The sequence below is a fragment of the Spirillospora sp. CA-294931 genome, from assembly GCF_050946795.1.
In the GTDB taxonomy this organism is placed as follows: Bacteria; Actinomycetota; Actinomycetes; order Streptosporangiales; family Streptosporangiaceae; genus Spirillospora.
On sequence record NZ_CP192006.1, the window covers coordinates 2,956,684 to 2,979,618 of the forward strand.

Here is a 22,935-nt window from a genome sequence, read left to right on the forward strand (position 1 = left end):
GAGGACGCGCATGCCTGAGGTGACCGCACGCGGGACCCGCTTCCACGTGCAGACGATGGAACCGCACGGGGACGTCCCCGACCCGCCCGTGGTGGTGTTCGTCCACGGGCTGGTCCTGGACAACCTGTCCAGCTTCTACTACACGCTCGCCGGGCCGGTGGCGGCCGCGGGAGCCCGAGCCGTGCTGTACGACCTGCGCGGCCACGGCCTGTCCGAGCGGACGCCGTCCGGGTACGGCACGGCCGACTCGGTCGCCGACCTGTTCGCGGTCCTGGACGCGCTGGGCGAGACCGCGCCGGTGCACCTGGTCGCCAACAGCTACGGCGGCGTCATCGCGCTGAACGCGGCGCTGGCACGGCCCGCGCGGGTCGCCGGGCTGGTGCTGATCGAGTCGTACGGCCCGTCCGAGCGGCCCGGCGAATGGAGCGAGGGTCTGCTCAACACCGTCGGCAAGTCGGCGCTGGTGCTGGAGTACGAGCGCCTGGCCGACCAGCTGCTGGCGATCGGGTGGCGGCAGCGTGGCCGCCAGGCCAGGACCGCCGACGCGCTGATCAACGGCACCGGCCTGATCGACGACCTGGCCGCCGCCGAACCGGTCGGGCCCGCCGCCCTGGCCACGCTGACCTGCCCGGTGCTGGCCGTATACGGGGAGCGCTCGGACGTGATCTCGGCCGGGCGGATGCTGCTGCACAGCGTCCCCGATTGCACCCTGCACGTCATGTCCGGCCACGCGCACACCGTGCTGCGCGAGGGCACGGCGGAACTGCTCGACGTCATGCTGCCCTGGCTGTCCCACCACGCGGGCACCAAGGTCCCCGTAGGAGGTTCCCTGTGAGCGCGCGACGAGGACGAGTCAGTGTCCCCTCCCTGTTCGGGACGCCGCCCGAGGCCGCGCCCCGGGAGGACGGGCCGCGCGAGGGCCGCCGTTTCCTGTTCGCGGTGCCGCCGCTGGCCGGTCACATCAACCCGACCGTCGCGGTCGCGGCCGAGCTGACCCGGCGCGGTCACAAGGTCGCCTGGGTCGGGCACCGCGCCGTATTGGAGAAGCGGCTGCGGCACGGCTCGACGATCTTCAGTGCGGAGGACGAGGAGTTCGCCGCGCGGCTGGAGGCGGCGCACCGCGAGTGGCTGGCGCTGCGCGGCCCGGCCGCCCTGCGGTTCCTGTGGGAGGAGTTCATCGTCCCGCTCGGGCACGCGATGATGCCGGGCGTCCAGAACGCGCTCGACCGGTTCCATCCCGACGTGGTGGTCAGCGACCAGCAGGTGCTGGCCGCCCCGGTGGCGGCCCGGCTGCGCGGGCTGCCCTGGGCGACCTCGGCGACCACCTCGGCCGAGTTCACCCGGCCGCTGGCGGACCTGCCGCTGGTCGAGGAGTGGGTGCGCGAGCAGATCGGCGACTTCCAGCTCGACCACGGCATCGAGGATCTGCTCGACCTGCGCTTCTCCGACCACCTGGTGCTGGTCTTCTCCTCCGGGGCGCTGGTCGGTGACACCTCGGTCTTCCCCGACCACATCGCGTTCGTGGGCCCGGCGCTGGGTCGTCCGCCCGGTGGCGACTTCCCGTGGGAGTGGCTCGACTCGGGCAGCCCCAACGTGCTGGTCTCCCTCGGGACCCTCAACGGGCCCGCCGGGGAGCGGTTCTTCCGGGTCGCGGCCGAGGCCGTCGCCGACCTGGACGTGCGGGCCGTCTTCGTCGCGCCGTCCGGCACGCTCGCGGCCCCGCCGCCGAACGTGCTGGTCCGCGAGAGCGTCCCGCAGCAGCGGCTCATGGAGCGGATGGCGGCGGTGGTGTCGCACGGCGGGCACAACACCGTCTGCGAGGCGCTCGCGCACGGCGTCCCGCTGGTGGTGGCGCCGATCCGCGACGACCAGCCGGTGATCGCCCGCCAGGTGGAACGGGCCGGCGCCGGGGCCGTGGTGCGGTTCGGCCGCGTCCGGACCGAGGAACTGCGGGGCGCGCTGACGTCCGTCCTGACGGAGGAGCGCTATCGGGAGGCGGCGGGACGGGTCCGCGACTCCTTCACCGCCGCCGGAGGGGCGGCGCGGGCGGCCGAGCGGCTGGAGAAGCTGACGTGATCGAGTTTCCGCTGCTGGTCGGGGCCTGCCTGGTGGCCGACGCGGTGCGGCTGCGCCTGCGGCTCGGCGGGCTCGGCCGGGTCGAGGTAGGGGAGCGGACCGGCGAGCCGCTGCGCTGGGACGCCGACCCCGGGGACGGGACGCCCTACGGCCTGGTCACGGCTGAGGGCGCGGTGCTCTCGACGCAGATCCGCCGGGCGGCCGTGGCCCACGCGCGCGACCGGGGGCTCCAGGTCCTCGACCTGGTCCCGATGGACCTGCCGGTGGAGCGGGCGCTCGACCTGGCCCGCGGTTTCGACCCGAAGAAGTACCGGGACGACCCGGTCGCCCTGGGACGCGGCGCCGGGTTCGCCACGTTCGCCGACCACGAGCTGCTGGAGCGCGCGGGAGTCCCGTCCGGCGCCATGGACCTCGGCGAGTTCGCCGCCGTCACCGTGCGGCTGCGGCAGTACGCCGGGGCACGCCGGAGGGTTCCGGCCTTGCAGGGCGCGCCGGGCGCTGTCCCCCTCGCGGAACCCGAGGGGTACGCCGCCGACCTGGCGATCGTCCCGTGCCACACCACGCCGAGCGCCTCGGCGTTCCGGGGGAGGCGCGCGTGGCTGCGAGGGCTCGGGATCCCGCTGCTGCCCACGCTGGCGGTCTCCATGCTGGTGTACGCGCTGGTCCTGCTCACCTTGGCCACGAACCTCGGCTGGGGGCTGGTGACGGTGGCCGCTTACTGCGCCGTCCCGTATGTGGTCTTCGCCGGGACGCCGCTGTCGCCCCGCGATCTGCACCGGGCCTCGCTGCTGCGGCTCGTCCACGTCCCGTGGAGCTGGTGGCGGGCCCTGGCCGACCCGCCGTCGGCCTGGGAGCGGCGCTGGGCGCGGCGCGAGGACGAGGCGCGCGCGCACTACGAGGCCGAACTGGCCAAAGGCACCAAGCGTTTCCAGGGGATACGGCGCGAGGACTGCCCGTGGTGCGGGTCGCCGGGCATCTCCAGGCACGTCCGCAGCCGCGACATGATCCAGGCCAAGCCGGGCCGTTTCGTGCTGGAACGCTGCGGGGACTGCGGCCACGTCTTCCAGAACCCGCGCCTGACCGACGAGGGGCTGGCCTTCTACTACCGCGACGTCTACGACGGCCTGGGCGCCGAGGCGAGCGAGCGCGGCTTCTCAATGCAGGACGGCTTCTACCGCGCGCGCGTGAACATGGTGGCGTCCCGCCTGTCCCCGCGCACCTGGCTGGACGTCGGGACGGGCCACGGACACTTCTGCCGCACCGCGCAGGCCGTCCTGCCGGACACCGCGTTCGACGGGCTGGACATGGGCGCGGGCGTCCAGGAGGGCGAGCGGCGCGGTTGGCTCAGGCACGCCTACCAGGGCGTGTTCATCGAGAAGGCGGCCGAACTCGCGGGGAAGTACGACGTCGTCAGCATGCACCACTACCTGGAGCACACCGTCGACCCCCGCGCCGAGCTGGACGCGGCCGCCCGGGTGCTCGGGCCCGGCGGGCACCTGCTGATCGAGGTGCCCGACCCCGAGAGCCGCCTCGGCCGCTTCTTCGGCCGCCTCTGGGTGCCGTGGCTCCAGCCGGAGCACCTGAACCTGATCCCGATCGGGAACCTCGAACGCGATCTCGCCTCGCGCGGGCTGCGCGTCGTCGCCCGCGAGCGGCGGGAGGCCCATCAGCGCTACGACACCGTGTTCGCGGTGCTCATCGCGACCCAGGTGTTCGGACCCTCGCCCAAACGGCCCTGGGCCGAACGTCCGCCCGGCCCGGGCGCCTGGCTGCGACGTGCGGCCGTCCTCACCCTGGCGGCGCCCGCGCTGGTCGTGGCCGCCCTGGCCGACAAACTGCTGGTGCCGCTGATCCCCGGGACGAGCAACGCCTACCGGATCCTGGCCAGGAAGGACGAGCCGTGACCCGCGTCCCCGACCTGGCCGCGCCACCGGAGATCAGGCTGACCGAGAACGTCTACGAGCTGGTCTTCGGCGGGGCGCCGTCCGTCGTCCGCCGGGCCCCCGGCGCGCTGGTGCTGCTCACCTCGCCGGACGGCCCGTCGCTCACCGTCGCGCTGCGCTGGGGCGCGACGGTCGCGCTCGGGCCCACCGGCGACGGGTCGGCCGACCTGTACTCGATGAACCACCACACCCAGCGGTTCGTCACCGGTCCGGGGGCGCCGGTCGTCCCGCCCCCGCCCTGGGCGCGGGTGCCGGTCGAGGCGCTGCTCGGCACGCCCCGCCCCGGCGCGCGGATGGTCGTCAACCGCGACCTGCCCGCCGAGATGGGCCTGCTGGACGGCGCCGAGACCTTCGTGGCGGTGACGCACGGCGTCCGCGACCTGTACGGGCACGGGGTGGGCGAGGCACTGGACGACGACCCGTCGCGGCTGACCGTCCGGCACGCCCGCGAGGCCGAGGCGCTGCTGGTGTACGGGCGCGACGTCCGGCACGTCCCGTGCGACCTGGCGTCCCTGGGCCTCCGCCTGCTGATCATGGACGTCGGCGCCGTCGCCGCCCCGCCACCCGAACCGGGCGGCGACCTGGCAGCCCGCGCCGCCTCCGCGCTGAGCAAGGGCCGGACGGCCGACCTGGGCGCCCTCCTCACCGAGGGTCACGTCCGAGGCGAGCCGACCCTGGACGTCGCCCTCGACGTCGCCCGCGCCGCCGGAGCCCACGGCGGCCTGATCGTCGGCCGTTGCGCGATAGCCCTGACCCCGATGACCGCCGTCCCCCGAATCCGAGCCGAGGTGACCGCCCGCCTGAAACGCCTGACCAAACGCCCACCCCGCTTCCTCACCGCCGTCCCCGAGGGCCAGTACGTCTAGCGACGATCTACAGACGTGGAGTGAAGGGGCGGCGGTAGTCGGGGTCGTCAGGGCTTTCTTGGCCGCGCAGGGCGGTCTCGACCAGGTCGATGGCCTGGAGGAGGACGACCAGGCGTCCGCCCTCGCGGCGGTAGGTGTCGAGCACGGCCTCCACGCCGTGCGGGGGGACGGTGTCGCCGAGCTCGACGCGGGCGGTGCGGAAGCCCTCGCGGGCGGCCTCCACGGAGGCGTTCACGTGGTGCCTGGCCATTCTGGCCAGGGCGATCGGGTAGCGGCGAAGCACACCGTAGCGGCGGTACTCGGGAGGCACGAGTTCCAGGAGCCAGGCCAGGGCCGTGTCCTCGAAGCGCTCGGTGTCCGGCGGATGGACCTGTTTGGGCCAGCCGGGCGGCGTGTACGTGCTCACACGCTCACGATACCCCGACGTTCGAACACATATTCGACCTAAAACGGACTACTGGCCGTCCTGGTCGGACGAGGCCCGGCGGATGCGGATCTTGCCGGAGGCCAGGTCGTCGCGGCCGGAGTCGCCCGCCACCTGGTGGTCGTCCTGGCGGCGCACCTTGGCGGCCTCCTGCTCCTCCATCTTGATCTTCTTGGACCCCTCGAACGCCGAGGCGAGGTCTTCGAACATCCCGCCGCCGAAACCGGCGCCGGTCTCGCCGTCGCCCCGGATCGCGCCCATCAGGGACGTCTTGCCCGTGCCCTCTTGGGGCCACTCCACCGGTTCGTGCTCGGCGGGCTTGGACTGGTGTCCCATCGCGCGCCCCTTGACGCGCTTGCGACGGCGGAAGGGTGACTTCACGTGATCGAATCCTTTACCTGCGTCCCGCGGGGCCGGGAGACCGACACACTCTTCAACGCCGCGGGCGCACCCGTTGATCCCGCCTGGCGGCACGCGTTCGGCCGGCCGGCGTCCGGCGGAGGCGACAGTGCCTCCAGTGCTTCTCTCACGGCGAGTACGATCTCTCGGTGGACGTGCCCGGCGCAGCCGCCGGAGGGCCACACAATAGCCGGTGTCGCGCCGTACCAGTGGCTCCGCGCAGGCCGCCCGAGCCGGTAGCCTGCGGGACGTGCGTCTATCCCATGTCACCGCGGCCCTGGAAGAGTTCTATCCGCCGTCCTGGGCCGAGTCGTGGGACGCCGTCGGCCTGGTCTGCGGCGACCCCGCCGCCGAGATCCGCCGGGTGCTGTTCGCCGTCGACCCCGTCACCGCCGTCGTGGACGAGGCGCTGGAGTGGGGCGCCGACCTGATCGTCACCCACCACCCGCTGCTGCTGCGCCCCGTGACCAGCGTGGCCGCCACGACGCCCAAGGGCCGCACGATCCACCGGCTGATCTCCGCGGGGGTCGCGCTCTACACCGCCCACACCAACGCCGACGTCGCCGACCCGGGCGTCTCCGACGCGCTCGCCCGCGCGGTCGGGCTGACCGGCGCGCTGCGTCCGATGGTCCCGCACGCCGACGACCCCGCTCGGGGCCTGGGCCGCATCGGGGAGCTGGCCGAGCCCCTGACCCTGCGCGACTTCACGGCCCGGGCGGCCGCCGGGCTCCCCGCCACGGCCTGGGGCGTCCGGGCCTCGGGCGATCCCGGCCGTCCCGTCCGGACGGTCGCGGTCTGCGGCGGGGCGGGCGACTCGCTGCTCGACACCGCGCGCGCCGCGGGCGTCGACGTCTACCTCACCGCCGACCTGCGCCATCACCCCGCGTCGGAGTTCGCCGAGCACGGCGGCCCGGCGCTGGTCGACGCCGCGCACTGGGCGACCGAATGGCCCTGGCTGGCCGACGCGGAACGACGCCTGACCGGCGCCGCCGCCACCCTTGAGACCCGGGTCTCCACGCACGTCACCGACGCGTGGCGCCTGCACGACGAAGGAGCAAAGTGAAAGCCGCACCCCACGCCCAGCAACGCCTGATCGACCTCCAGGAGCTCGACTCCTCGCTCGACCGGCTGGCCCACCGGCGCCGCACCCTGCCCGAGCTCGCCGAGATCGAACGGCTCGAGGCCCGGGTCAGCGAGCTGCGCGACGCCATCGTCGGCGCCGAGACCGAGGTCGGCGATCTGGACCGGGAGCAGAAGAAGGCCGAGCAGGACGTCGACCAGGTGCGCGCGCGGGCCGAGCGGGACCAGAAGCGCCTCGACTCCGGCCAGGTCACCTCCGCCAAGGACCTCAGCGGCCTCCAGGCCGAGATCGAGTCGCTGAGCCGCCGCCAGTCCGATCTGGAGGAGGTCGTCCTGGAGATCATGGAGCGCCGCGAGGAGGCCGACGGCCGCGTCGCGAGCCTGCGCTCGGAGCAGGCCACCGCCCAGGAGGAGCTCGGCGCCGTCGTCGCCCGCCGCGACGCCGCCCACCGCGAGATCGACGAGGAGAGCGGCACCACCAGCGCCGCCCGCACCGCCGTCGCCAAGGACGTCCCGGACGACCTGCTGGCCCTCTACGAGAAGCTGCGCGGCCAGTTCGGCGGCGTCGGCGCCGCCAAGCTCTACCGGGGCGCCTGCCAGGGCTGCCACCTGGCGCTCAACACCGTCGATGTCAACCGCATCCGCGCCGCCGCCGAGGACGAGGTCATCCGCTGCGAGGAATGCCGCCGCGTCCTGGTCCGCACCCCCGAATCGGGCCTGTGAGCCGCAAGCTGACGGTCGAGGCCGACGGCGGTTCCCGGGGCAACCCCGGGCCCGCCGGATACGGGGCCCTGGTGCGGGACGCGCTGACCGGCGAGGTGCTGGCGGAGGCGGCCGAGTCGATCGGCCACGCCACCAACAACGTCGCCGAGTACCGGGGCCTGATCGCGGGCCTGCGCGCCGCCGCCGCGATCGACCCGGCGGCGCGGGTCGAGGCCCGGATGGACTCCAAGCTCGTCGTCGAGCAGATGTCGGGCCGCTGGAAGATCAAACACCCGGACATGATCCCCCTCGCCCTCGAAGCCCGCGAGGCCGCCGAGGCCCTCGGCCAGGTCACCTACACCTGGATCCCGCGCAAGAGCAACGCCCACGCCGACCGCCTGGCCAACGAGGCCATGGACGCCGCCGCGCGCGGCGAACACTGGGTCCGCGCCGAGGAGAAGCCGGCCGCGCCCGTCTGGTCGGCCGCGACCCTGCGTCCCACCACCACGCTCCTCCTGCGCCACGGCGAGACCCCGCTCTCGATCGACAAGCGCTTCGCCGGAACCGGCGACTTCCCCCTCACCGAGACCGGCGCCGCGCAGGCCCGCGCCGCCGCCGAGGCCCTCAAGGACCGCGGCCTGGACGCGATCGTCACCTCGCCCCTGAGCCGCTGCCGCGACACCGCCGCCGCGGTCGCCGACGCCACCGGCGCCGAGATCCGCGCCGAGGAGGGCTTCCGCGAGACCGCCTTCGGCGAGTGGGAGGGCCTGACCTTCAAGGAAGCCGGTGAACGCTGGCCCGCCGAGATGAAGGCGTGGCTGGCCGACCCCGCCGCGGCCCCGCCCGGCGGCGAGAGCTTCACCGCGACCGCCCGCCGCGTCCGCACCGCCCTGGACAAGCTCAAGGTCCGCTACCGGCACCGCACCGTCCTGGTGGTCTCCCACGTCACCCCGATCAAGCTCCTGGTGACCGACGCGCTCGGCGCGCCCCTGTCCGCGCTCTACCGGATGCAGCTGGACGTGGCGTCCCTGTCCCGCGTCGACTGGTACGACGACGGCCCGGCGTCCCTGCGCTCGTTCAACGACACCCACCACCTCCCGACCCGATATCCTTGACCCACGGCGGACGAGCCGGCCGGGCGGCCGCGTCGGGGCTCACGGGCCCCGCCGAGGAAGGTCCGGGCTCCACAGAGCAGGGTGGTCGGTAACGCCGACCCGGGGTGACCCGCGGGACAGTGCCACAGAAAGCAGACCGCCACCGGTCCGCCGGTGGTAAGGGTGAAACGGTGAGGTAAGAGCTCACCAGCGCCCACGGTGACGTGGGCGGCTAGGTAAACCCCACCTGGAGCAAGGTCAAGAAGGACGGCCGACAGGCCGTCCGCGCAGGCGCCCGAGGGCTGCTCGCCCAAGCCTGCGGGTAGACCGCTGGAGGCCGCCGGCAACGGCGGCCCGAGATGGATGGCCGCCACTCGCCGCAAGGCGAGCACAAAACCCGGCCTACAGGCCGACTCGTCCGCCCTCCTCTCCAGCGGCGGTGTCGGCTCCGCCTCTCTCCGATCAACGTGTGTCAGGTCGTCTGCCCTACGTGCTCGATTAGTTACTCTAAGTAGTTGATTGTTGCTGTCCGTAGTTGGGAGAGGTGGGGCATGACGATAGCGATCGTCGCGGTGCTGGCTGTGGCGCTGGTGGCCGGGGTGGGCGTGAATCTGTGGTGGCGCAAGCGTGCCGGGAGGACCGACTCCGAGGGGTGTGCGTCGCCCAGGGATCTGCTGGGGCCGGTGCTGACCTTGGCCGTGCTGGTGCTGGCCTTCGTGCTGGTGCAGGCGTCCGGCTCGTTCAGTGCCGCGAGGGACGCCGCCGGGAACGAGGCCGACGCGATCGACCATCTGTACGAGACCGCCGCCTATACCGCGCCGCCGCAGCGCCAGCGGATCCAGGCGGACATGGTGTGTTACAGCCGCGCGGTGATCAACCACGAGTGGGACATGGACGACGGCAAGCTCTCCTCGGTCCCCAGCGTGTGGTCCACCGACGTGCGGGGCGCGTTCGGCGAGGTGGTCAAGGGCGCCGGCGCGGCGTTCGGGATGCTGGTGGCGGCCGACAAGACGCGCGCCGTCGAACGGCGCAAGCGCACCGACGAGTCGGCCGCCAAGACGCCCAAGGCCGTCTACTGGCTGGTCCTGCTCGCCCTGGTGACCGCCCTGGTCGGGTTCGCGCTGCAGATCCCGGCCACGCGCAACATCGCGCAGATCGCCACCATGGTCGCCGTCACCACGCTGCTCGCCCTGGTCCTGCTATTGATCCGCGATCTGGAGCAGCCGTTCACCGGGCTGGTCACGGTCAAGACCGACCCCGTGGCGCAGATCGCCGGCCAGCTCAGCCGTGACTTCACCGCCACGTATCCCGGCGTGCGCCTGCCGTGCGACGCGACCGGACGGCGTGTCTGATCGCTGGTCCGCCGCGGAGAAAGCGCGGCCCTGGTGGCCGGTTCTCCGTTGACTGTGTTCCGCTCTCGCCGTAAACGTGCCGGATGTGGGCGGTAGTTGGGGGTTTAGGGGTGAGATTTCCGGGATTTGCGCGGGGTTTGGGGAAATTTGTTGTGCAACTTCCGGACTTCGGGTCACACGACACAAAGGATCGGATTCGGCGCGCTTAACGTCAAAGTACGGCCGATCCCTTGGGGGAGATCGGCGGTGACGGCGGGGCCCCCGAAAGCCCCGCAGAGAGGAGCGCCGATGTTCATCGTGCTGGCGGCGGTGGCCGGGCTCGTCGTGTTGATGGGGCTGATGATCTACCTGGCGGACTTCGCGCGGGCGAGCCGCCGCGACTCATTGTTCCTTCCGGCCTCCAGCCGGGGCACCCGGCGGGCGCGCCGGGTGGCGGGAATCTACGTCCGAGGCGGGGAACTCCCCCCGGCCGCGCGGACACGTGGCGACGACGAACTGGTCGGCAGCTGACCGACCGGAGACAGAGCGGGCCGCCCCTTCCACGGGGCGGCCCGTTGGTGTTTTCGGACCTCAGGTGAGCGCCTTGGCGTCGTCGTCCGGCGCCTCGTCCGGGACGGGGACGAAGTTCTCCGCCCCCCGGTCGAGGATGCGGACCTCGGCGCTCTCCAGGTCGAGGTAGAGGCCGACGAGTTCGAGCTTGCCCGCGTCGACGCGGTTGCGGAGCCAGGGGTAGGTGAGCAGGTTGTCGAGCTGCTGCATCACGTTGATCTGGCAGAGCCGGGCCAGGGGCGACTGGTCGGCGTCCGGCTCGGCGGCCAGGTAGCGGGCCAGGCTGTGGTTGCCGTGCTTGAGCCAGCGGGACAGGGACGGGAGGTGGTCGACCTCCGTGCCGCCCGCGAGCAGGGCCGCCATCGCGCCGCAGTTGGAGTGGCCGCAGACGGTGATCGTGCGGATGTCGAGGACGTTGGTGGCGTACTCGACGGTCGCGGCGACCGAGTCGTCCGGGGTGCGCGAGCCGTAGCGCGGGATCATGTTCCCGACGTTCCTGTTGATGAACAGGTCGCCCGGGCCGCTGGCGGTGATGATGTTGGGCACCACACGCGAGTCGACGCAGGTGATGAACAGATGCTCGGGCTTCTGCTCGAACGCCAGCTCGGCCATGATCGGGCGGACGAGCCGGGCGGTGCGCCCGTGGTACTCGCGCACGCCCGCCAGGAGCAGCGCGCTGGGCGACACGTCCGGGGCGTCGAGCTCGGGAGGGTCGGAACGCCGTCGGCGGTTGCCCCACGGGGCCCACCAGCGGGCCTGTGGGGACGACTTTCGCGGAGGCGACATATCACCGGTCACAGCTCTTTCATACCAAGTCTCGTGAACTTCATCTATGTCGACCCTCCCGCCAAGCCGCTCGTGGGCGATCCGCCAGGCGTGGATGGCGTCGAAGGCGGCATGGTCCATGAAGTCCACATTGAGGTCCAGGTCGACCCGGGAGCCGGGCGGGATCTGCTGGAGAACCGAGGTGACCTTGGGGACGCCGAGGAACGTCAGGGTGCCCTCGACGATCACGTGCCAGCGCGTCCCGGGGCAGGTCGCGTCCTCCTCGACGCGGACGCCGAGCCGCGTCAGGCGGCGCAGGGCCAGGACGGCCGCCACGCCGATGCCCAGCAGCACGCCCTCGCCGAGCCCGAGCAGGACGACGCCGATCATGGTGGCGAAGTAGGCGGGCGCCTCGCGGTGGTTGCGCAGCTCCCGCACATGGGCGGTGTCGACCATCCGGGCGCCGAGGGCGACCAGCAGCGCCGCCAGCGCGGCCAGCGGCACCTGCTCGATCACCGGGCCGCACGACAGGGCCAGCACCAGCACCCAGACGCCGTGCAGGACGGTGGAGCGCCGCGTCCTGGCCCCGGCCTCGACGTTGGCGGTGCTGCGCACGACGACGCCCGCGACCGGGAGACCGCCCAGCAGCCCCGACACGGTGTTGGCGGCGCCCTGGCCGAGCAGTTCGCGGTCGAGGTCGGCGCGCGGGACGCCCTGGGGCCGCTTGCGGTCGATGGCCACGCTGCACAGCAGCGACTCGACGGCGGCGACCACCGCGATCGAGACGACCGCCCCGACCACCTCGGGCAGGGGGCCGCGAGGGAGGGTGGGGAGCCGCCAGTCGGCCAGCAGCGTGTCGGGCAGGTCGACGCGCGGGACGTCCCAGCCCAGCAGCCAGGCCGTCAGCGTGGCCAGCGCGATCGCGGGCAGCGGGCCGGGCACCCAGCGCAGCGCGGCGGCGTACCCGTGGCGGTGCTTGGGCACCTTGGTCCACAGCAGCAGCACCGCCATGGCCATCAGGCCGATGATCGTCGCGTGCGAGTGCGAGGTCATGATCTGGCCCGGCAGCTCCAGCAGGTTGCTGAGCGCCGAGTGCTGGGGGCTGCCGCCGAGCAGGATGTGCAGCTGGGCCAGGACGAGCACGACGCCCACCCCGGCGAGCATCCCGTGCACGACGGCGGGGGAGACCGCGAGCGCCGTCCGGGCGACGCGGCACGCCCCGAGCGCGAGCTGGAGCAGTCCGCCGAGCGCGGTGATCACGCAGGTGGCGCGCCAGCCGTAGGTCTGGATCAGATCGGCGACGATCACCGTCAGCCCGGCGGCCGGGCCGCTCACCTGGAGGGGTGAGCCGCCGAGCAGTCCGGCCACGATGCCGCCGACGATGGCCGCGATCAGTCCCGCGGCGATCGGCGCCCCCGAAGCCACCGCGATGCCCAGCGACAGCGGGATCGCGACGAGGAAGACGACGAACGAGGCCGGGAGGTCGTGGCGCAGGGTGGAGACGTTGGGTGGCTTGGTGATCACGTAGCGTATCGAACCATGATCCGCGCCCCGGCGCGGTGAGGACACGGAACGGGCCGATGACCTCCGTTGGCGGAGGTCACCGGCCCGTTCGCGGCGGCGCGGTCAGCGCCGGTAGTCGCGGTGACTCTCCCAGTCGTCCTGCTGCCGGTTGGAGTCGGTGTTGTAGGTGCCATACGGGGCGGGGTTCTCGCCCGTCGGCGTCTGCGGGTAGCCGGGCTGGGAGTCGCCGAAGTACCCGGGCGTGTACGCCTGGGTGGCCCCCGGGTCGCCGTAACCGGACGTGGACTCGGTGCTCAGCGGGTCGGAGCCGCCGTTGTAGCTGCTGCCGCTGAAGTCGCCGTAGCGCCCGGGCTCGCCGCCGCCCTGGTCGCTCCCGTAGGACGGGGTCGGGGCCGGGTAGGACGAGTCGCGCCCGCCGCCCAGCGGGTCGTCGTAACGGGGCGAGGAGTCGCCATACGGGGACGAGGGGTAGCCCTCGGACTGGCTCGGCGTCCCGTAGCCGCCGGTGTTCGAGGAGAACCCGCCGGTCGGCCCCTCGGAGGAGGAGGCGCCCTGGGTGTTCCAGGGGCCGGTGTTCCCCAGGGACGAGGTGCCCAGCGGATCGTTCAGCGGGTCGCTGAGCGCGCCGCCGCCGTAGGAGGACTCGGAGCCCCCGCCGCTGCCGGACGAGCGCTGGCGGTCGTTCTGGATGCGCTGGAGCAGCTCGTCCACGGTGGGGAGCTTGTGGTTGTCGGTGTCGTTCGGCGCGCCGCCGAACCCTCCGGCGGCGGCCGCGGGCTGCGCGGGCTGGGCCGGGGGAGCGGGCGGCGGGGTCGGGTGCGAGGTGGCGAGGCTGTCGCCGAAGCCGCGGCCCGGGGACGGTTCCTCGGCGCGGCCGAGCGGCAGGCCCAGCGGGTCGGACGGGACGTCCAGCGGCGATGCCTGCTGCGGGACGACGCCGGACGCGGCCGCGGGTTCGGGCAGGCCGTACGGCGAGGACGGCTCGGCGCCCCCGTAGGACGGCTGGTCCTGCGTCCCGTAGGGGGACGGGTCGGCCGTGCCATAAGGAGACTGCTGGTCGCCGCCGCCATACGACGGCTGCTCGCCGCCATACGACGGCTGCTCGGACGCGTACGACGGCTGTTCTGTCCCGTATGCGGGCTGCTCGGATCCGTATGCGGGCTGGTCGCCGCCATAGGAAGGCTGGTCGGAACCGTAGGACGGTTGCTCGGAGCCATAGCCCGGCTGGTCGTGCACCGGGTAGGGCTGCTGGTCCTGCCCGCCGTAGGACGGCTGCTCGGGCTGTCCATACGGGGACTGGTCGCCGGGGCCGTACTGGTTCTGGGCGTGCGCGCTGACGGCGTCCGCGCCGATCGGGTCGCTGATGGTCGCGCTGGGGTCGCCGCCACCGAACGCGGGACCACCCGCGGGGAACGAGGGCGGCGGCGGGGGAACGGCGTGGGGCCCGGTGTTGGCGCGCCCGCCCTGGCCCCCGGCGACCTGACCGCGCGGGTCGGGGGCGCCCATGGAGACCGGCTGGGTGAGGCCCTGGTGCTCGGGAGGCAGCTGCTGCTGCTCGGCGACGGCGTTCAGCGGGTCGGCCGAGGGTTCGGCCTCCTCGCCCGGCTTGTCGTGCTGCCAGGGGAACTTGGGCTTGTCGAAGGTGATCGTCGCCCAGTAGTCGTCGTCCTCCATCTCGTCGCTGGCCTGCCCGGACGGGACGGGCGGCGGCGGGGAGGCGGGGGCGGCGGGAGCCGGCGCGGCCAGGGGGCCGCCTGCGACGCGGCGGTCGGGGGCCTGGTCGTACCCCTGGTCGTAGTTGCCCTGGTCGTAGCTCTGGTCATAACCCTGGTCGTAGCCCTGCTGCTGGTCGTACGCCGGGTCGTAGTTCTGGTCGGGGCCCTGCGCGTAGGCGCCGTTGTCGTAGCCGGTGCCGTACTCCTCGTGCGCGGGTTCTTCCTGAGGGGCGGCGCGGCGGCCGCGCTTGGGCTGCTCGTCGGCCATCCAGTCGTCGTCGTCCTCACCGGCGGCCCGGGCGCGTACGCCGAGGATCACCAGGACGAGCACCAGGGCCACGACCACGATCAGGCCGAAGACCACGATGTAAGAAGTCATGCCACCACCCAATGCCTTGGCCCGGCCAGAGTTTTCAGCGCGGCCCGCGGCTTCGTCCCGTTCGCCGCCAGTGGCCTGGCCCAGACGGATCTAGTCCGATTGTGACCGACCGCTATGACCGTTGTCACACCTTTCGCGCACATCTACCCTCACACGGCGCGCACCGAACGGCCAAGTCGGCCGGCCCGTACGCCCCTGTCCACTCCCGTCCCACGAGGGACTCGGGAGACCTCGCGCTCCGCAGCCTCAGGGTCAACGCGAACTCTTGCTTCCGAAGTTCCCGGTGACGCGGCCACGGCCGATCGTGTGCTTGGCGATGGCCGCCAGGGAATCCCTCAGCTTGGCCCCGTTCGCGAACGGGGCGCCGGCGTTCAGCGCGTAGATGGTGAACCGGAACCGGTGCCGTTCGCCCTTCGGCGGACACGGCGGTTTGTAGCCCACCTGCTTGCCCGTGTTGAGACCTTGGACCCATGTCCTGTCGAGCTTGGTCCCCTCGACGAGCTGGTTGACGTTCTCGCCGATTCCGGCGATCACCCAGTGGACGTAGGCGCCGTTGTCGGCGTCAGGGTCGTCCACCACGATCGCGTAGGACTTGGTGCCCGAGGGCGTGCCCGACCAGTAGAGGTTCGGGGTCTTGCCCTCTCCGCCAGGGTACGTCGCACAGCCGAGTCGTGTGGGCAAGTCACGGCCATCGCGGAACCCGGGGATGGTCACGGTGAACCACTCCGCCAGTTCCGCGCTCTTGTTCTGCGGCGCCCCGATGAAGCCGCAGCCGCTCAGGGCCGCCCCGGCCAGGGCCAGGGCGCTCGCGGCGGCCAGGGTCGAACGCCGGTGTTGACTCATCATCGCTACGCTCCCGAGCGAGATCGTACGCCGTGCTCGGCCGGATTCCCTTCATCTCGGCGTCGCGCGCACCTCGCCGGCGGCGCCCCCTTCCTCGTCGGCCCCAACCTTAGGGGTTCCGCGCGGGTGGAACGGGTCTTTTCTCCTGTGGGGCGACGGCGCTCCCGAAGAATGCCGCTGTGATGTTCATCATGCGGTGTTCGGCGCTGGATGTCCGATATTGAGCGGGTGCTACGCGAAGAAGTGATGAAGTTCACGCCTTCGTAACGGTCCACATTGTCCAATTGGAAAGTTTCGGTGTTCTTTCGCAGCTCTTGGTTGGAGTTGGGAGGGGGTGATGGGGTAGCTTGTGAATGTCTTCACAAGCCGACCAGGATCATAGGAGGCCGCAATGGCCAGGACCGCCGAGGACACTCCAGGCGCTCCCCACATCCTCATCGTGGGTGGCGGCTATGTGGGCATGTACACCGCTCTGCGCCTGCAGAAGAAGCTCAAGGGGGAGCTCAAGCGGGGTGAGGTCAAGGTCACGATCGTCGACCCCAACTCGTACATGACGTACCAGCCGTTCCTCCCCGAGGCCGCCGCGGGCAACATCTCCCCGCGCCACGTCGTCGTGCCCCTGCGCCGGGTGCTTCCCAAGTGCACCGTGCGCAAGGCCCGCGTCACCGAGCTGAACCATGACGAGGGCTGGGCGATCGTCCAGCCGCTGGCCGGTCCGCCGGAGCGGATCACCTACGACTACCTGGTGATGGCCGCTGGAGCGGTCCCGAGGATCCTCCCGATCCCCGGCCTGGCCGAGAACGGCATCAGCCTCAAGACCGTCGGCGAGGCCATCCACCTGCGCAACCACGTCCTGGAGCAGCTGGAGATCGCCGAGTCGACCAACGACGAGGAGATCCGCCGCAAGGCGCTGACCTTCGTCTTCGTCGGCGGCGGCTTCGCCGGCGTCGAGGCGGTGGCCGAGCTCGAGGACATGACGCGCGACGCGACCCGCTACATGCGCAAGGTCAACCCCCAGGACCTGCGGTTCGTCCTGGTCGAGGCGGCCGACCGCATCCTGCCCGAGGTCGGGCCCGACATGGGCAAGTGGACGGCCGAGCAGCTGCGCGGGCGCGGCATCGACGTGAAGATGAAGACCTTCCTGGAGTCGGCCGTCGACGGCCGGATCGAGCTGTCGGACGGCAGCGACTTCTACGCCGGAACCCTGGTCTGGAACGCGGGCGTCAAGCCGTCCCCGGTGGTCAAGCAGGCGAGCCTGCCCCTGGACGACCGCGGCCGCGTCAAGGGCACCGAGTACCTCACGGTCGAGGGCATGGTGCGGGCCTTCACCGCCGGCGACAACGCCGCCATCCCCGACCTCACCACCGAGGGCGAGTTCTGCCCGCCCAACGCCCAGCACGCGGTGCGCCAGGCCAAGCTGCTCGGCGACAACATCGTCCGGTCGCTGCGCGGCAAGACGCTCAAGCCCTACGTCCACGGCAACCTCGGCGCCGTCGCCGGGCTCGGCCTGCACAAGGGCGTGGCCAACCCGATGGGCTTCAAGCTCAAGGGCTGGCCCGCGTGGTTCTTCCACCGCACCTACCACGGCGCGATGGTCCCGACCTTCAACCGCAAGGCCCGCGTCCTGGCCGACTGGACGCTCGCGCTGTTCTTCAAGCGCGAGACGGTCTCGCTGGCCACGGTCGAGCAGCCGCGCGCCGAGTTCCAGCTCGCCGCGCTCGAGGACACCAAGCAGAAGGAGAACGCGGCCTGACGCGTCCTCCCACTTCTCGAAGGGCCCCGGCTTTCCGCCGGGGCCTTTCCCGTTGATCGGTGAGAGAGAATCGAGGGGTGCGAATCGGGATTCTCGGCGCGCTGGAGGTGGTGGACGACGGGCGCCACGTTCAGATCGGGGGCGCGCGGCTGCGGGCGCTGCTGACCCTGCTGGCCCTGGAGGCGGGACGGGCCGTCCCCGCCGAACGCCTGATCGACGACCTGTGGGAGGACCGGGCCCCCGCCGCGGCGCCGAACGCGCTCCAGGCGCTGGTCTCGCGGCTGCGCGCCCTGATCGGCCGCGATCTGGTCGAGTCGCGTTCGGGCTCGTACCGGCTGACGGTGCCGCGCACGTCGGTCGACGCCCACGACTTCGAGGAGCGGGTGCGCCGCGCCCGCGAGTGCGACGACCCGCTGGCCCGGTCGGCCCGCCTGCGCGAGGCGCTGGGCCTGTGGCGCGGTCCCGCCCTCGCGGACGCGGCCGGGCTGCCCTTCGCCGGCGGGCCCGCCGCCCGGCTTGAGGCCGTCCGGCGCGACGCGCTGGAGGAGCGCGTCGACGCCGACCTGGCACTCGGACGGCACGCCGACCTGATCCCCGAGCTGCGCGCCCTCGCCGCGGCCGACCCCCTGCGCGAGCCGTTGCGCGGACGCCTGATGCGCGCGCTTTACGGGGCGGGACGCCAGGCCGAGGCCCTGGCCGAATACGAGTCGCTCAAGAACGACCTCGCCGAGGCGCTGGGCGTCGACCCCTCACCCGAGCTCGAGGACGTCCACCTGGCCCTGCTGCGCCAGGATCCCGCCCTGACCCCGGCCGGGCGGGGGCGCGGCAACCTGCGGGCGCGGCTGACCAGCTTCATCGGACGCGACGACGACCTGGCGAGCATCGCCAAGCTGCTCAAGCAGGAGCGGCTGGTGACGCTGACCGGCCCGGGCGGCGCGGGCAAGACCCGGCTGGCCCTGGAAGCGGGCGAGCGGCTCGCCGAACAAGCGCCGGACGGGGTCTGGCTCGTCCAGCTCGCGCCGGTGTCGGACGCCGCCGACGTGCCGCTGGCCGTGCTGACCGCCCTGGGCCTGCGCGAGACCAAGGTGGCCACCCGGGTCGGCGCCGCGGAGAACCCCGACCCTCTGGACCGGCTCGCGGCGGCGCTCGCCGGTCGCCGCCCGCTGATCCTGCTCGACAACTGCGAGCATCTGATCGACGCGGCCGCCGCCACGGCCGACCGCGTGCTGGCCGAATGCCCCGGGGTGCGGATCCTGGCGACCAGCCGCGAGCCGCTGGGCATCACCGGCGAGACGCTCTGGCCGGTTGGCCCGCTGCGCCCGCCGCCGCCCAGGGCCGGGGCGGTCGAGGCGATGGCCTCGCCCGCCGTCCGGCTGTTGGCCGACCGCGCCGCCGCGGTGTCGCCGGGCTTCACGGTGAACGACGAGAACGCCGGGCACGTGGTCGGCATCTGCCGCGCCCTGGACGGCATGCCGCTGGCGATCGAGCTGGCCGCCGCCCGGCTGCGCGCCATGACCCCCGGACAGGTCGCCGAGCGGCTGGGCGACCGGTTCCGCCTGCTCACGGCGGGCAGCCGGACGGCCCTCCCGCGCCACCAGACGCTCCGCGCCGTCGTCGAGTGGAGCTGGGACCTGCTGGACGCGAGCGAGAAGCTCGTCCTGCGGCGCCTGGCGGTCTTCTCCGGCGGCGCCACCCCGGCGGCCGCCGAGGCCGTCTGCGGCCGCGACGTCCTGGACGAGCTGACCGCCCTGGTCGACAAGTCGCTGGTCATCGCCGCCGACACCGGCTCGGGCCCCCGCTACCGGCTGCTGGAGACCATCCGCGCCTACGGCATGGAACGCCTGGCGGAAGCGGGGGAGGAGGACGAGGCGTGGCGCGCGCACGCCCTGCATTTCCTGGCCCTGGCCGAGGAGGCCGAGCCGCACCTGTACCGCCACGAGCAGCTCGAATGGCTCGCGCGGCTCACCGCCGAGCACGACAACCTGCACGCGGCGCTGCGCTGCGCGATCGGCCGTGCCGACACGCCGCTGGCCACCCGGCTGTGCGCCGCGCTCGGCTGGTACTGGTTCATCGGCGGCCGCACCAGCGAGGGCATCGAGCTGGTCAACGAGGTGCTCGACCTGCCCGACCTGCCCTTCGACGAGACGGCCGCGCTCGTGCTGGCCCTCGGCGTGTCGACGACCTTCGCCGACTCGCCGGGGACGGCGGCCAAGAACGAGAGCAGGGCGCGGCGCGTCCAGGAGATCTGCGCGTCGCTTCCCGGCGGGCCGCGCCACCCGATGCTGCGCGTCACCGGCGCCCTGATGGAGATGCACACGCTCGGCTGGAACGAGGGGATCGTCGACCGGGTCGTCCCCCTACTGGACGACCAGGACCCCTGGACGCGCGGGTTCGGCTACTTCCTGCACGGTCAGATCCGCATGGACTTCGGGCACAACGAGGACCTGAACCGCGACTTCTCCCAGGCCCTGGCCGCCTTCCGCGAGGCGGGCGACCGCTGGGGGCTGTCGTTCACCCTGATGAGCCAGGCCGATCTGCTGGCCCGCGACGGCGAGCACCGCGCCGCGATCCCGCTGTTCGAAGAGGCGCTGGCGCTCTCGACGGCGCTGGACGCGGGCAAGGAGATGAGCCTGCGCGTCAAGACCAGGCTGGCGACCGAGCTGGCGATGCTCGGGGACGACGCCCGGGCCGACGCCCTGCTGGCCGAGGCCCTCCGCGACGCCGAGCTCTCGGGCTCGCACGACTCCCTCGGCGTCGTCCACTCCACGCTCGGGGCGCTGGCACGCCGCCGCGGATGTCCCGAGGCGGCCGCCCGCTCCTTCGAGATCGCCGAGCGGAGCATGGAGGCGGGGCAGACCCCGCGCCAGTTCCGCGCCCTGGGCCTGGCCACCCGCGCCCTGCTCGACCTCGACCACGGTGACCGCGAGGCCTGCGCGGCCCGCCTCGCCCGCGCGATCGCCGACGCCGTCGCGGTGTTCGACCATCCCGCCCTCGCCTACGTCCTGAGCGCCCACGCCGCCCTCGCCCTGCACGACCACGACGCCGTCCGCGCCGCCGAACTCCTCGGCACCGCCCACGCCCTGCGCGGCACGCACGACCTCTCCCAGCCCGACCTCATCGACATCGAGCACGCCACCCGCCAGTCCCTGGGCGAACCCTCCTTCACCCAAGCCTTCAACCGAGGCCAGACCAAAACCTTCACCGACGTCCTCACCGACTTCTCCCTAGACCCCCCACACGGCCTCATCCCCTAACCACAACCCCCCGCGCTCCTCGCATCTCCGTGCGCACGATCCGCTCAACCCCGAGCCGAATGCCTTTCGCTGGGCCTGCGGCGAGGACGGGTTGAGACCGTTGTCGATGACTTCGCCTGGCGCCAGGCGATCTGGCCTTCTGGTTCGGACCCGCCGCGTTCATCAAGGGCGCGCAAGCGCGCCGATCGCTGGGCTTTGGGCGAGAGGCTGGCGGGGCGTACGGGGGACTTGTTGCTGGCCGTGGAAGCGGGTGTTTTGGTTCGGGGACGGGAGAGGGCCCGCTGACTGGTGTCGGCGGGCCCTCGTGGTGGTGCTTCGGGTCAGGCGCGGGCCTTGAAGGCGCGCAGGGAGAGCGGGGCGAAGACCGCGGCGATGCCGACGCCCCAGAGCAGGGCGATCAGGGCGTGGTCGAGGACGGGGCCGCCGACCAGGAGGCCGCGCATCGCCTCGACCAGGTGGGTCACCGGGCTGTTGTCCATCAGCCAGGCGACCGGGCCGGGGATGCCGTCGGTCGACTTGATGAAGGCCGTGCTGAGGAAGCTCAGCGGGAAGATCACCACAAAGCCGAAGATCTGCACCTTCTCGGGCTCGTTGACCTTCATCGCGATGTAGACCGAGGTCCACGAGAACAGCACGGCGAAGGTCAGCAGCAGGACGAACGCCACCAGCAGGGCCAGGACGTCGGTCTTGAGCCGGAACCCGATGGCGAAGCCCACCGAGAGCAGGATGATCATCGACCAGGCCTGCTTGGCGGTGTCGGCGATGATCCGGCCGATCAGCGGGGCGCTGCGGGCGATCGGCAGGCTGCGGAACCGGTCGAAGACGCCCTTGGTGATGTCGGTGTTGAGGCCGAACCCCGTGGTCATGCCCGCGAACAGGGCGTTCTGGGCGATGATGCCGGGGATGACGATCGGCAGGTAGCGCTCGACGCTGCCTTCCATCGCCGGACCGAACACGTAGGCGAACAGCAGCACGAACATGATCGGCTGGATCGACAGGTCGAGCAGTTCCATCGGGTTGTGTTTGATCTGCACGAGGTTTCGCCAGGCGAGCGTGGCGATGTTGCGTGCGGTGGTGCCGGGGGAGACCCTCTTGGAGATGGTCTGCGGCGCCAGGGCGGCCGTGGTCATGCCGAGGCTCCTTCCTTCTTGGCGGCCTTGGCGAGCTCGTCGGCCTCGGCGTCGATGTCGTCGGTGTGGTGCCCGGTGAGGGCGAAGAAGACCTCGTCCATGCTGGACTTGCGCAGTGACAGCGTGCCGACGGTGACCCCGGCCTCGTCGAGGCGGCGGACGACCGCGGGCATCAGCGCCGGGTCGGTGAGCGGCGCGGCCACCAACCCGTCGCGGACCTCGGGCGTGGCCTCGGTCAGCTCGCCCACGATGCGCGACACCGTCACGGTGTCGGCCTCGTTGATCGGCTGGACCTCGAGGATCTGGCCGCCGACCTGGGCCTTGAGCTCGTCGGAGGTGCCGTGCGCGATGGCCTGGCCGCGGTCGATGACGATGATGTCGTCGGCCAGCTGGTCGGCCTCCTCCAGGTACTGGGTGGTGAGCAGGACGGTGACGCCGCCGTCGGTCAGGCCGCGGACGATGTCCCACAGGCCGTTGCGGCTGCGCGGGTCGAGACCCGTGGTGGGCTCGTCGAGGAACAGGATCTGCGGGCGCCCGACCAGGCTCGCGGCCAGGTCGAGACGGCGCCGCATGCCGCCGGAGTAGGTCTTGGCGGCGCGCTCGGCGGCGTCGACCAGCTGGAAGCTCTCCAGCAGTTCGGCGGCCCTGGCCCTGGCGTCGCGGCGCGACAGCCCGAGCAGCCGCCCGATCAGCAGCAGGTTCTCGGTGCCGGTCAGCATCTCGTCGACACCGGCGTACTGGCCGGTGAGCCCGATCAGCTGGCGCACCTGGTGGGCCTGCTTGACCACGTCGTACCCGCCGACCTCGGCGCGGCCCTCGGTCGGCTCGATCAGGGTGGCCAGAATGCGGGTGGCGGTGGTCTTGCCCGCCCCGTTGGGGCCGAGCACTCCCAGGACGGTGCCGGGCTGTGCGGTGAACGAGACGCCGGCCAGCGCCTGGGTTTCACCGAAGCGCTTCACCAGGCCCTCGGCCTGGATGGCGTAAGTCATGTGATCTCCTCAGGAACTCAGATGCCGGACTTCTCGCGGCCCTGAACGTAGCGACCTGCCAACTTATGTGTTGTCCGGTGAGCACGCATCCGGTTTTT

General features: G+C 72.4%; 18 protein-coding genes and 1 other RNA gene. 12 read left to right on the forward strand and 7 right to left on the reverse strand.

From position 1 onward, the window contains the following. The first annotated feature begins 10 nt into the window (after positions 1-10). From ACQPY4_RS13175 to ACQPY4_RS13190, 4 genes are read left to right on the forward strand one after another with little or no spacing between them, the layout of a single operon-like run. A complete protein-coding gene (locus tag ACQPY4_RS13175; protein WP_433335943.1) occupies positions 11-835 on the forward strand; it encodes an alpha/beta fold hydrolase in 825 nt (274 codons plus the stop codon). Beyond that, entirely contained in the window at positions 832-2,076 is a 1,245-nt protein-coding gene (locus ACQPY4_RS13180; protein ID WP_433335945.1) for a glycosyltransferase, read from the forward strand. The genes ACQPY4_RS13175 and ACQPY4_RS13180 overlap by 4 nt, the downstream gene beginning before the upstream one ends. Then, entirely contained in the window at positions 2,073-3,980 is a 1,908-nt protein-coding gene (locus ACQPY4_RS13185) for a methyltransferase domain-containing protein (protein WP_433335947.1), read from the forward strand. The genes ACQPY4_RS13180 and ACQPY4_RS13185 overlap by 4 nt, the downstream gene beginning before the upstream one ends. Next, positions 3,977-4,885, forward strand: coding sequence for a hypothetical protein (locus ACQPY4_RS13190; protein WP_433335949.1), 909 nt, complete (start codon positions 3,977-3,979; stop codon positions 4,883-4,885). The genes ACQPY4_RS13185 and ACQPY4_RS13190 overlap by 4 nt, the downstream gene beginning before the upstream one ends. Before the next feature lie 7 nt (positions 4,886-4,892). Here ACQPY4_RS13190 and ACQPY4_RS13195 read toward each other — a convergent pair whose 3' ends face one another. After that, complete coding sequence (locus ACQPY4_RS13195) at positions 4,893-5,291, reverse strand: hypothetical protein (RefSeq protein WP_433335951.1); 399 nt, start codon at positions 5,289-5,291, stop codon at positions 4,893-4,895. Positions 5,292-5,339: 48 nt separating this feature from the next. Beyond that, entirely contained in the window at positions 5,340-5,690 is a 351-nt protein-coding gene (locus ACQPY4_RS13200; RefSeq protein WP_433335953.1) for a DUF6191 domain-containing protein, read from the reverse strand. 268 nt (positions 5,691-5,958) lie between these two features. Between ACQPY4_RS13200 and ACQPY4_RS13205 the strand changes: the two genes are divergently transcribed. From ACQPY4_RS13205 to ACQPY4_RS13230, 6 genes are all read left to right on the forward strand, one after another. Then, a complete protein-coding gene (locus tag ACQPY4_RS13205; protein ID WP_433335955.1) occupies positions 5,959-6,771 on the forward strand; it encodes a Nif3-like dinuclear metal center hexameric protein in 813 nt (270 codons plus the stop codon). Then, positions 6,768-7,511: a zinc ribbon domain-containing protein gene (locus tag ACQPY4_RS13210; protein ID WP_433335957.1), complete on the forward strand. Its 744-nt coding sequence runs from the start codon at positions 6,768-6,770 to the stop codon at positions 7,509-7,511. The genes ACQPY4_RS13205 and ACQPY4_RS13210 overlap by 4 nt, the downstream gene beginning before the upstream one ends. Next, complete coding sequence (locus ACQPY4_RS13215) at positions 7,508-8,605, forward strand: bifunctional RNase H/acid phosphatase (protein WP_433335959.1); 1,098 nt, start codon at positions 7,508-7,510, stop codon at positions 8,603-8,605. The genes ACQPY4_RS13210 and ACQPY4_RS13215 overlap by 4 nt, the downstream gene beginning before the upstream one ends. 11 nt (positions 8,606-8,616) lie before the next feature. Then, positions 8,617-9,005: RNase P RNA component class A (gene rnpB, locus ACQPY4_RS13220), an RNA gene on the forward strand. A gap of 130 nt (positions 9,006-9,135) precedes the next feature. Beyond that, positions 9,136-9,936 carry a hypothetical protein gene (locus ACQPY4_RS13225; protein WP_433335961.1) on the forward strand — a complete coding sequence of 267 codons (801 nt, stop codon included), beginning with the start codon at positions 9,136-9,138 and terminating at the stop codon, positions 9,934-9,936. Positions 9,937-10,224: 288 nt separating this feature from the next. Beyond that, complete coding sequence (locus ACQPY4_RS13230; protein ID WP_433335963.1) at positions 10,225-10,446, forward strand: hypothetical protein; 222 nt, start codon at positions 10,225-10,227, stop codon at positions 10,444-10,446. Positions 10,447-10,506: 60 nt separating this feature from the next. On the opposite strand, the gene ACQPY4_RS13235 is transcribed toward ACQPY4_RS13230, so the two are convergent. The 3 genes from ACQPY4_RS13235 to ACQPY4_RS13245 form a co-directional block, all read right to left on the reverse strand. Further along, positions 10,507-12,774 (reverse strand): SulP family inorganic anion transporter, encoded by a 2,268-nt coding sequence (locus ACQPY4_RS13235; RefSeq protein WP_433335965.1) that lies wholly within the window; start codon positions 12,772-12,774, stop codon positions 10,507-10,509. 102 nt (positions 12,775-12,876) lie between these two features. Then, positions 12,877-14,868 (reverse strand): hypothetical protein, encoded by a 1,992-nt coding sequence (locus ACQPY4_RS13240; protein ID WP_433335967.1) that lies wholly within the window; start codon positions 14,866-14,868, stop codon positions 12,877-12,879. A gap of 252 nt (positions 14,869-15,120) precedes the next feature. Next, complete coding sequence (locus ACQPY4_RS13245) at positions 15,121-15,714, reverse strand: YbhB/YbcL family Raf kinase inhibitor-like protein (protein ID WP_433335969.1); 594 nt, start codon at positions 15,712-15,714, stop codon at positions 15,121-15,123. A 457-nt stretch (positions 15,715-16,171) separates the two neighbouring features. Here ACQPY4_RS13245 and ACQPY4_RS13250 point away from each other — a divergent pair, with 457 nt between their 5' ends. Beyond that, complete coding sequence (locus ACQPY4_RS13250; RefSeq protein ID WP_433338910.1) at positions 16,172-17,464, forward strand: NAD(P)/FAD-dependent oxidoreductase; 1,293 nt, start codon at positions 16,172-16,174, stop codon at positions 17,462-17,464. A 77-nt stretch (positions 17,465-17,541) separates the two neighbouring features. Next, positions 17,542-20,718: a BTAD domain-containing putative transcriptional regulator gene (locus ACQPY4_RS13255; RefSeq protein ID WP_433335971.1), complete on the forward strand. Its 3,177-nt coding sequence runs from the start codon at positions 17,542-17,544 to the stop codon at positions 20,716-20,718. Between the two features lie 320 nt (positions 20,719-21,038). Here the strand turns inward: ACQPY4_RS13255 and ACQPY4_RS13260 are convergent, their stop codons facing one another. Both ACQPY4_RS13260 and ACQPY4_RS13265 read right to left on the reverse strand, forming a co-directional pair. Continuing rightward, entirely contained in the window at positions 21,039-21,848 is an 810-nt protein-coding gene (locus ACQPY4_RS13260) for an ABC transporter permease (RefSeq protein ID WP_433335973.1), read from the reverse strand. Next, positions 21,845-22,837, reverse strand: coding sequence for an ATP-binding cassette domain-containing protein (locus ACQPY4_RS13265; protein ID WP_433335975.1), 993 nt, complete (start codon positions 22,835-22,837; stop codon positions 21,845-21,847). The genes ACQPY4_RS13260 and ACQPY4_RS13265 overlap by 4 nt, the downstream gene beginning before the upstream one ends. Positions 22,838-22,935 lie beyond the last annotated feature (98 nt).

What these genes read in the sequence shown, in the direction of transcription:
- ACQPY4_RS13245 (WP_433335969.1), bottom strand. Translation starts at nt 15,714, where the DNA reads ATGATGAGTCAACACCGGCGTTCGACCCTGGCCGCCGCGAGCGCCCTG.
- ACQPY4_RS13240 (WP_433335967.1), bottom strand. Translation starts at nt 14,868, where the DNA reads ATGACTTCTTACATCGTGGTCTTCGGCCTGATCGTGGTCGTGGCCCTG.
- ACQPY4_RS13230 (WP_433335963.1), top strand. Translation starts at nt 10,225, where the DNA reads ATGTTCATCGTGCTGGCGGCGGTGGCCGGGCTCGTCGTGTTGATGGGG.
- ACQPY4_RS13175 (WP_433335943.1), top strand. Translation starts at nt 11, where the DNA reads ATGCCTGAGGTGACCGCACGCGGGACCCGCTTCCACGTGCAGACGATG.
- ACQPY4_RS13250 (WP_433338910.1), top strand. Translation starts at nt 16,172, where the DNA reads ATGTACACCGCTCTGCGCCTGCAGAAGAAGCTCAAGGGGGAGCTCAAG.
- ACQPY4_RS13265 (WP_433335975.1), bottom strand. Translation starts at nt 22,837, where the DNA reads ATGACTTACGCCATCCAGGCCGAGGGCCTGGTGAAGCGCTTCGGTGAA.
- ACQPY4_RS13260 (WP_433335973.1), bottom strand. Translation starts at nt 21,848, where the DNA reads ATGACCACGGCCGCCCTGGCGCCGCAGACCATCTCCAAGAGGGTCTCC.
- ACQPY4_RS13225 (WP_433335961.1), top strand. Translation starts at nt 9,136, where the DNA reads ATGACGATAGCGATCGTCGCGGTGCTGGCTGTGGCGCTGGTGGCCGGG.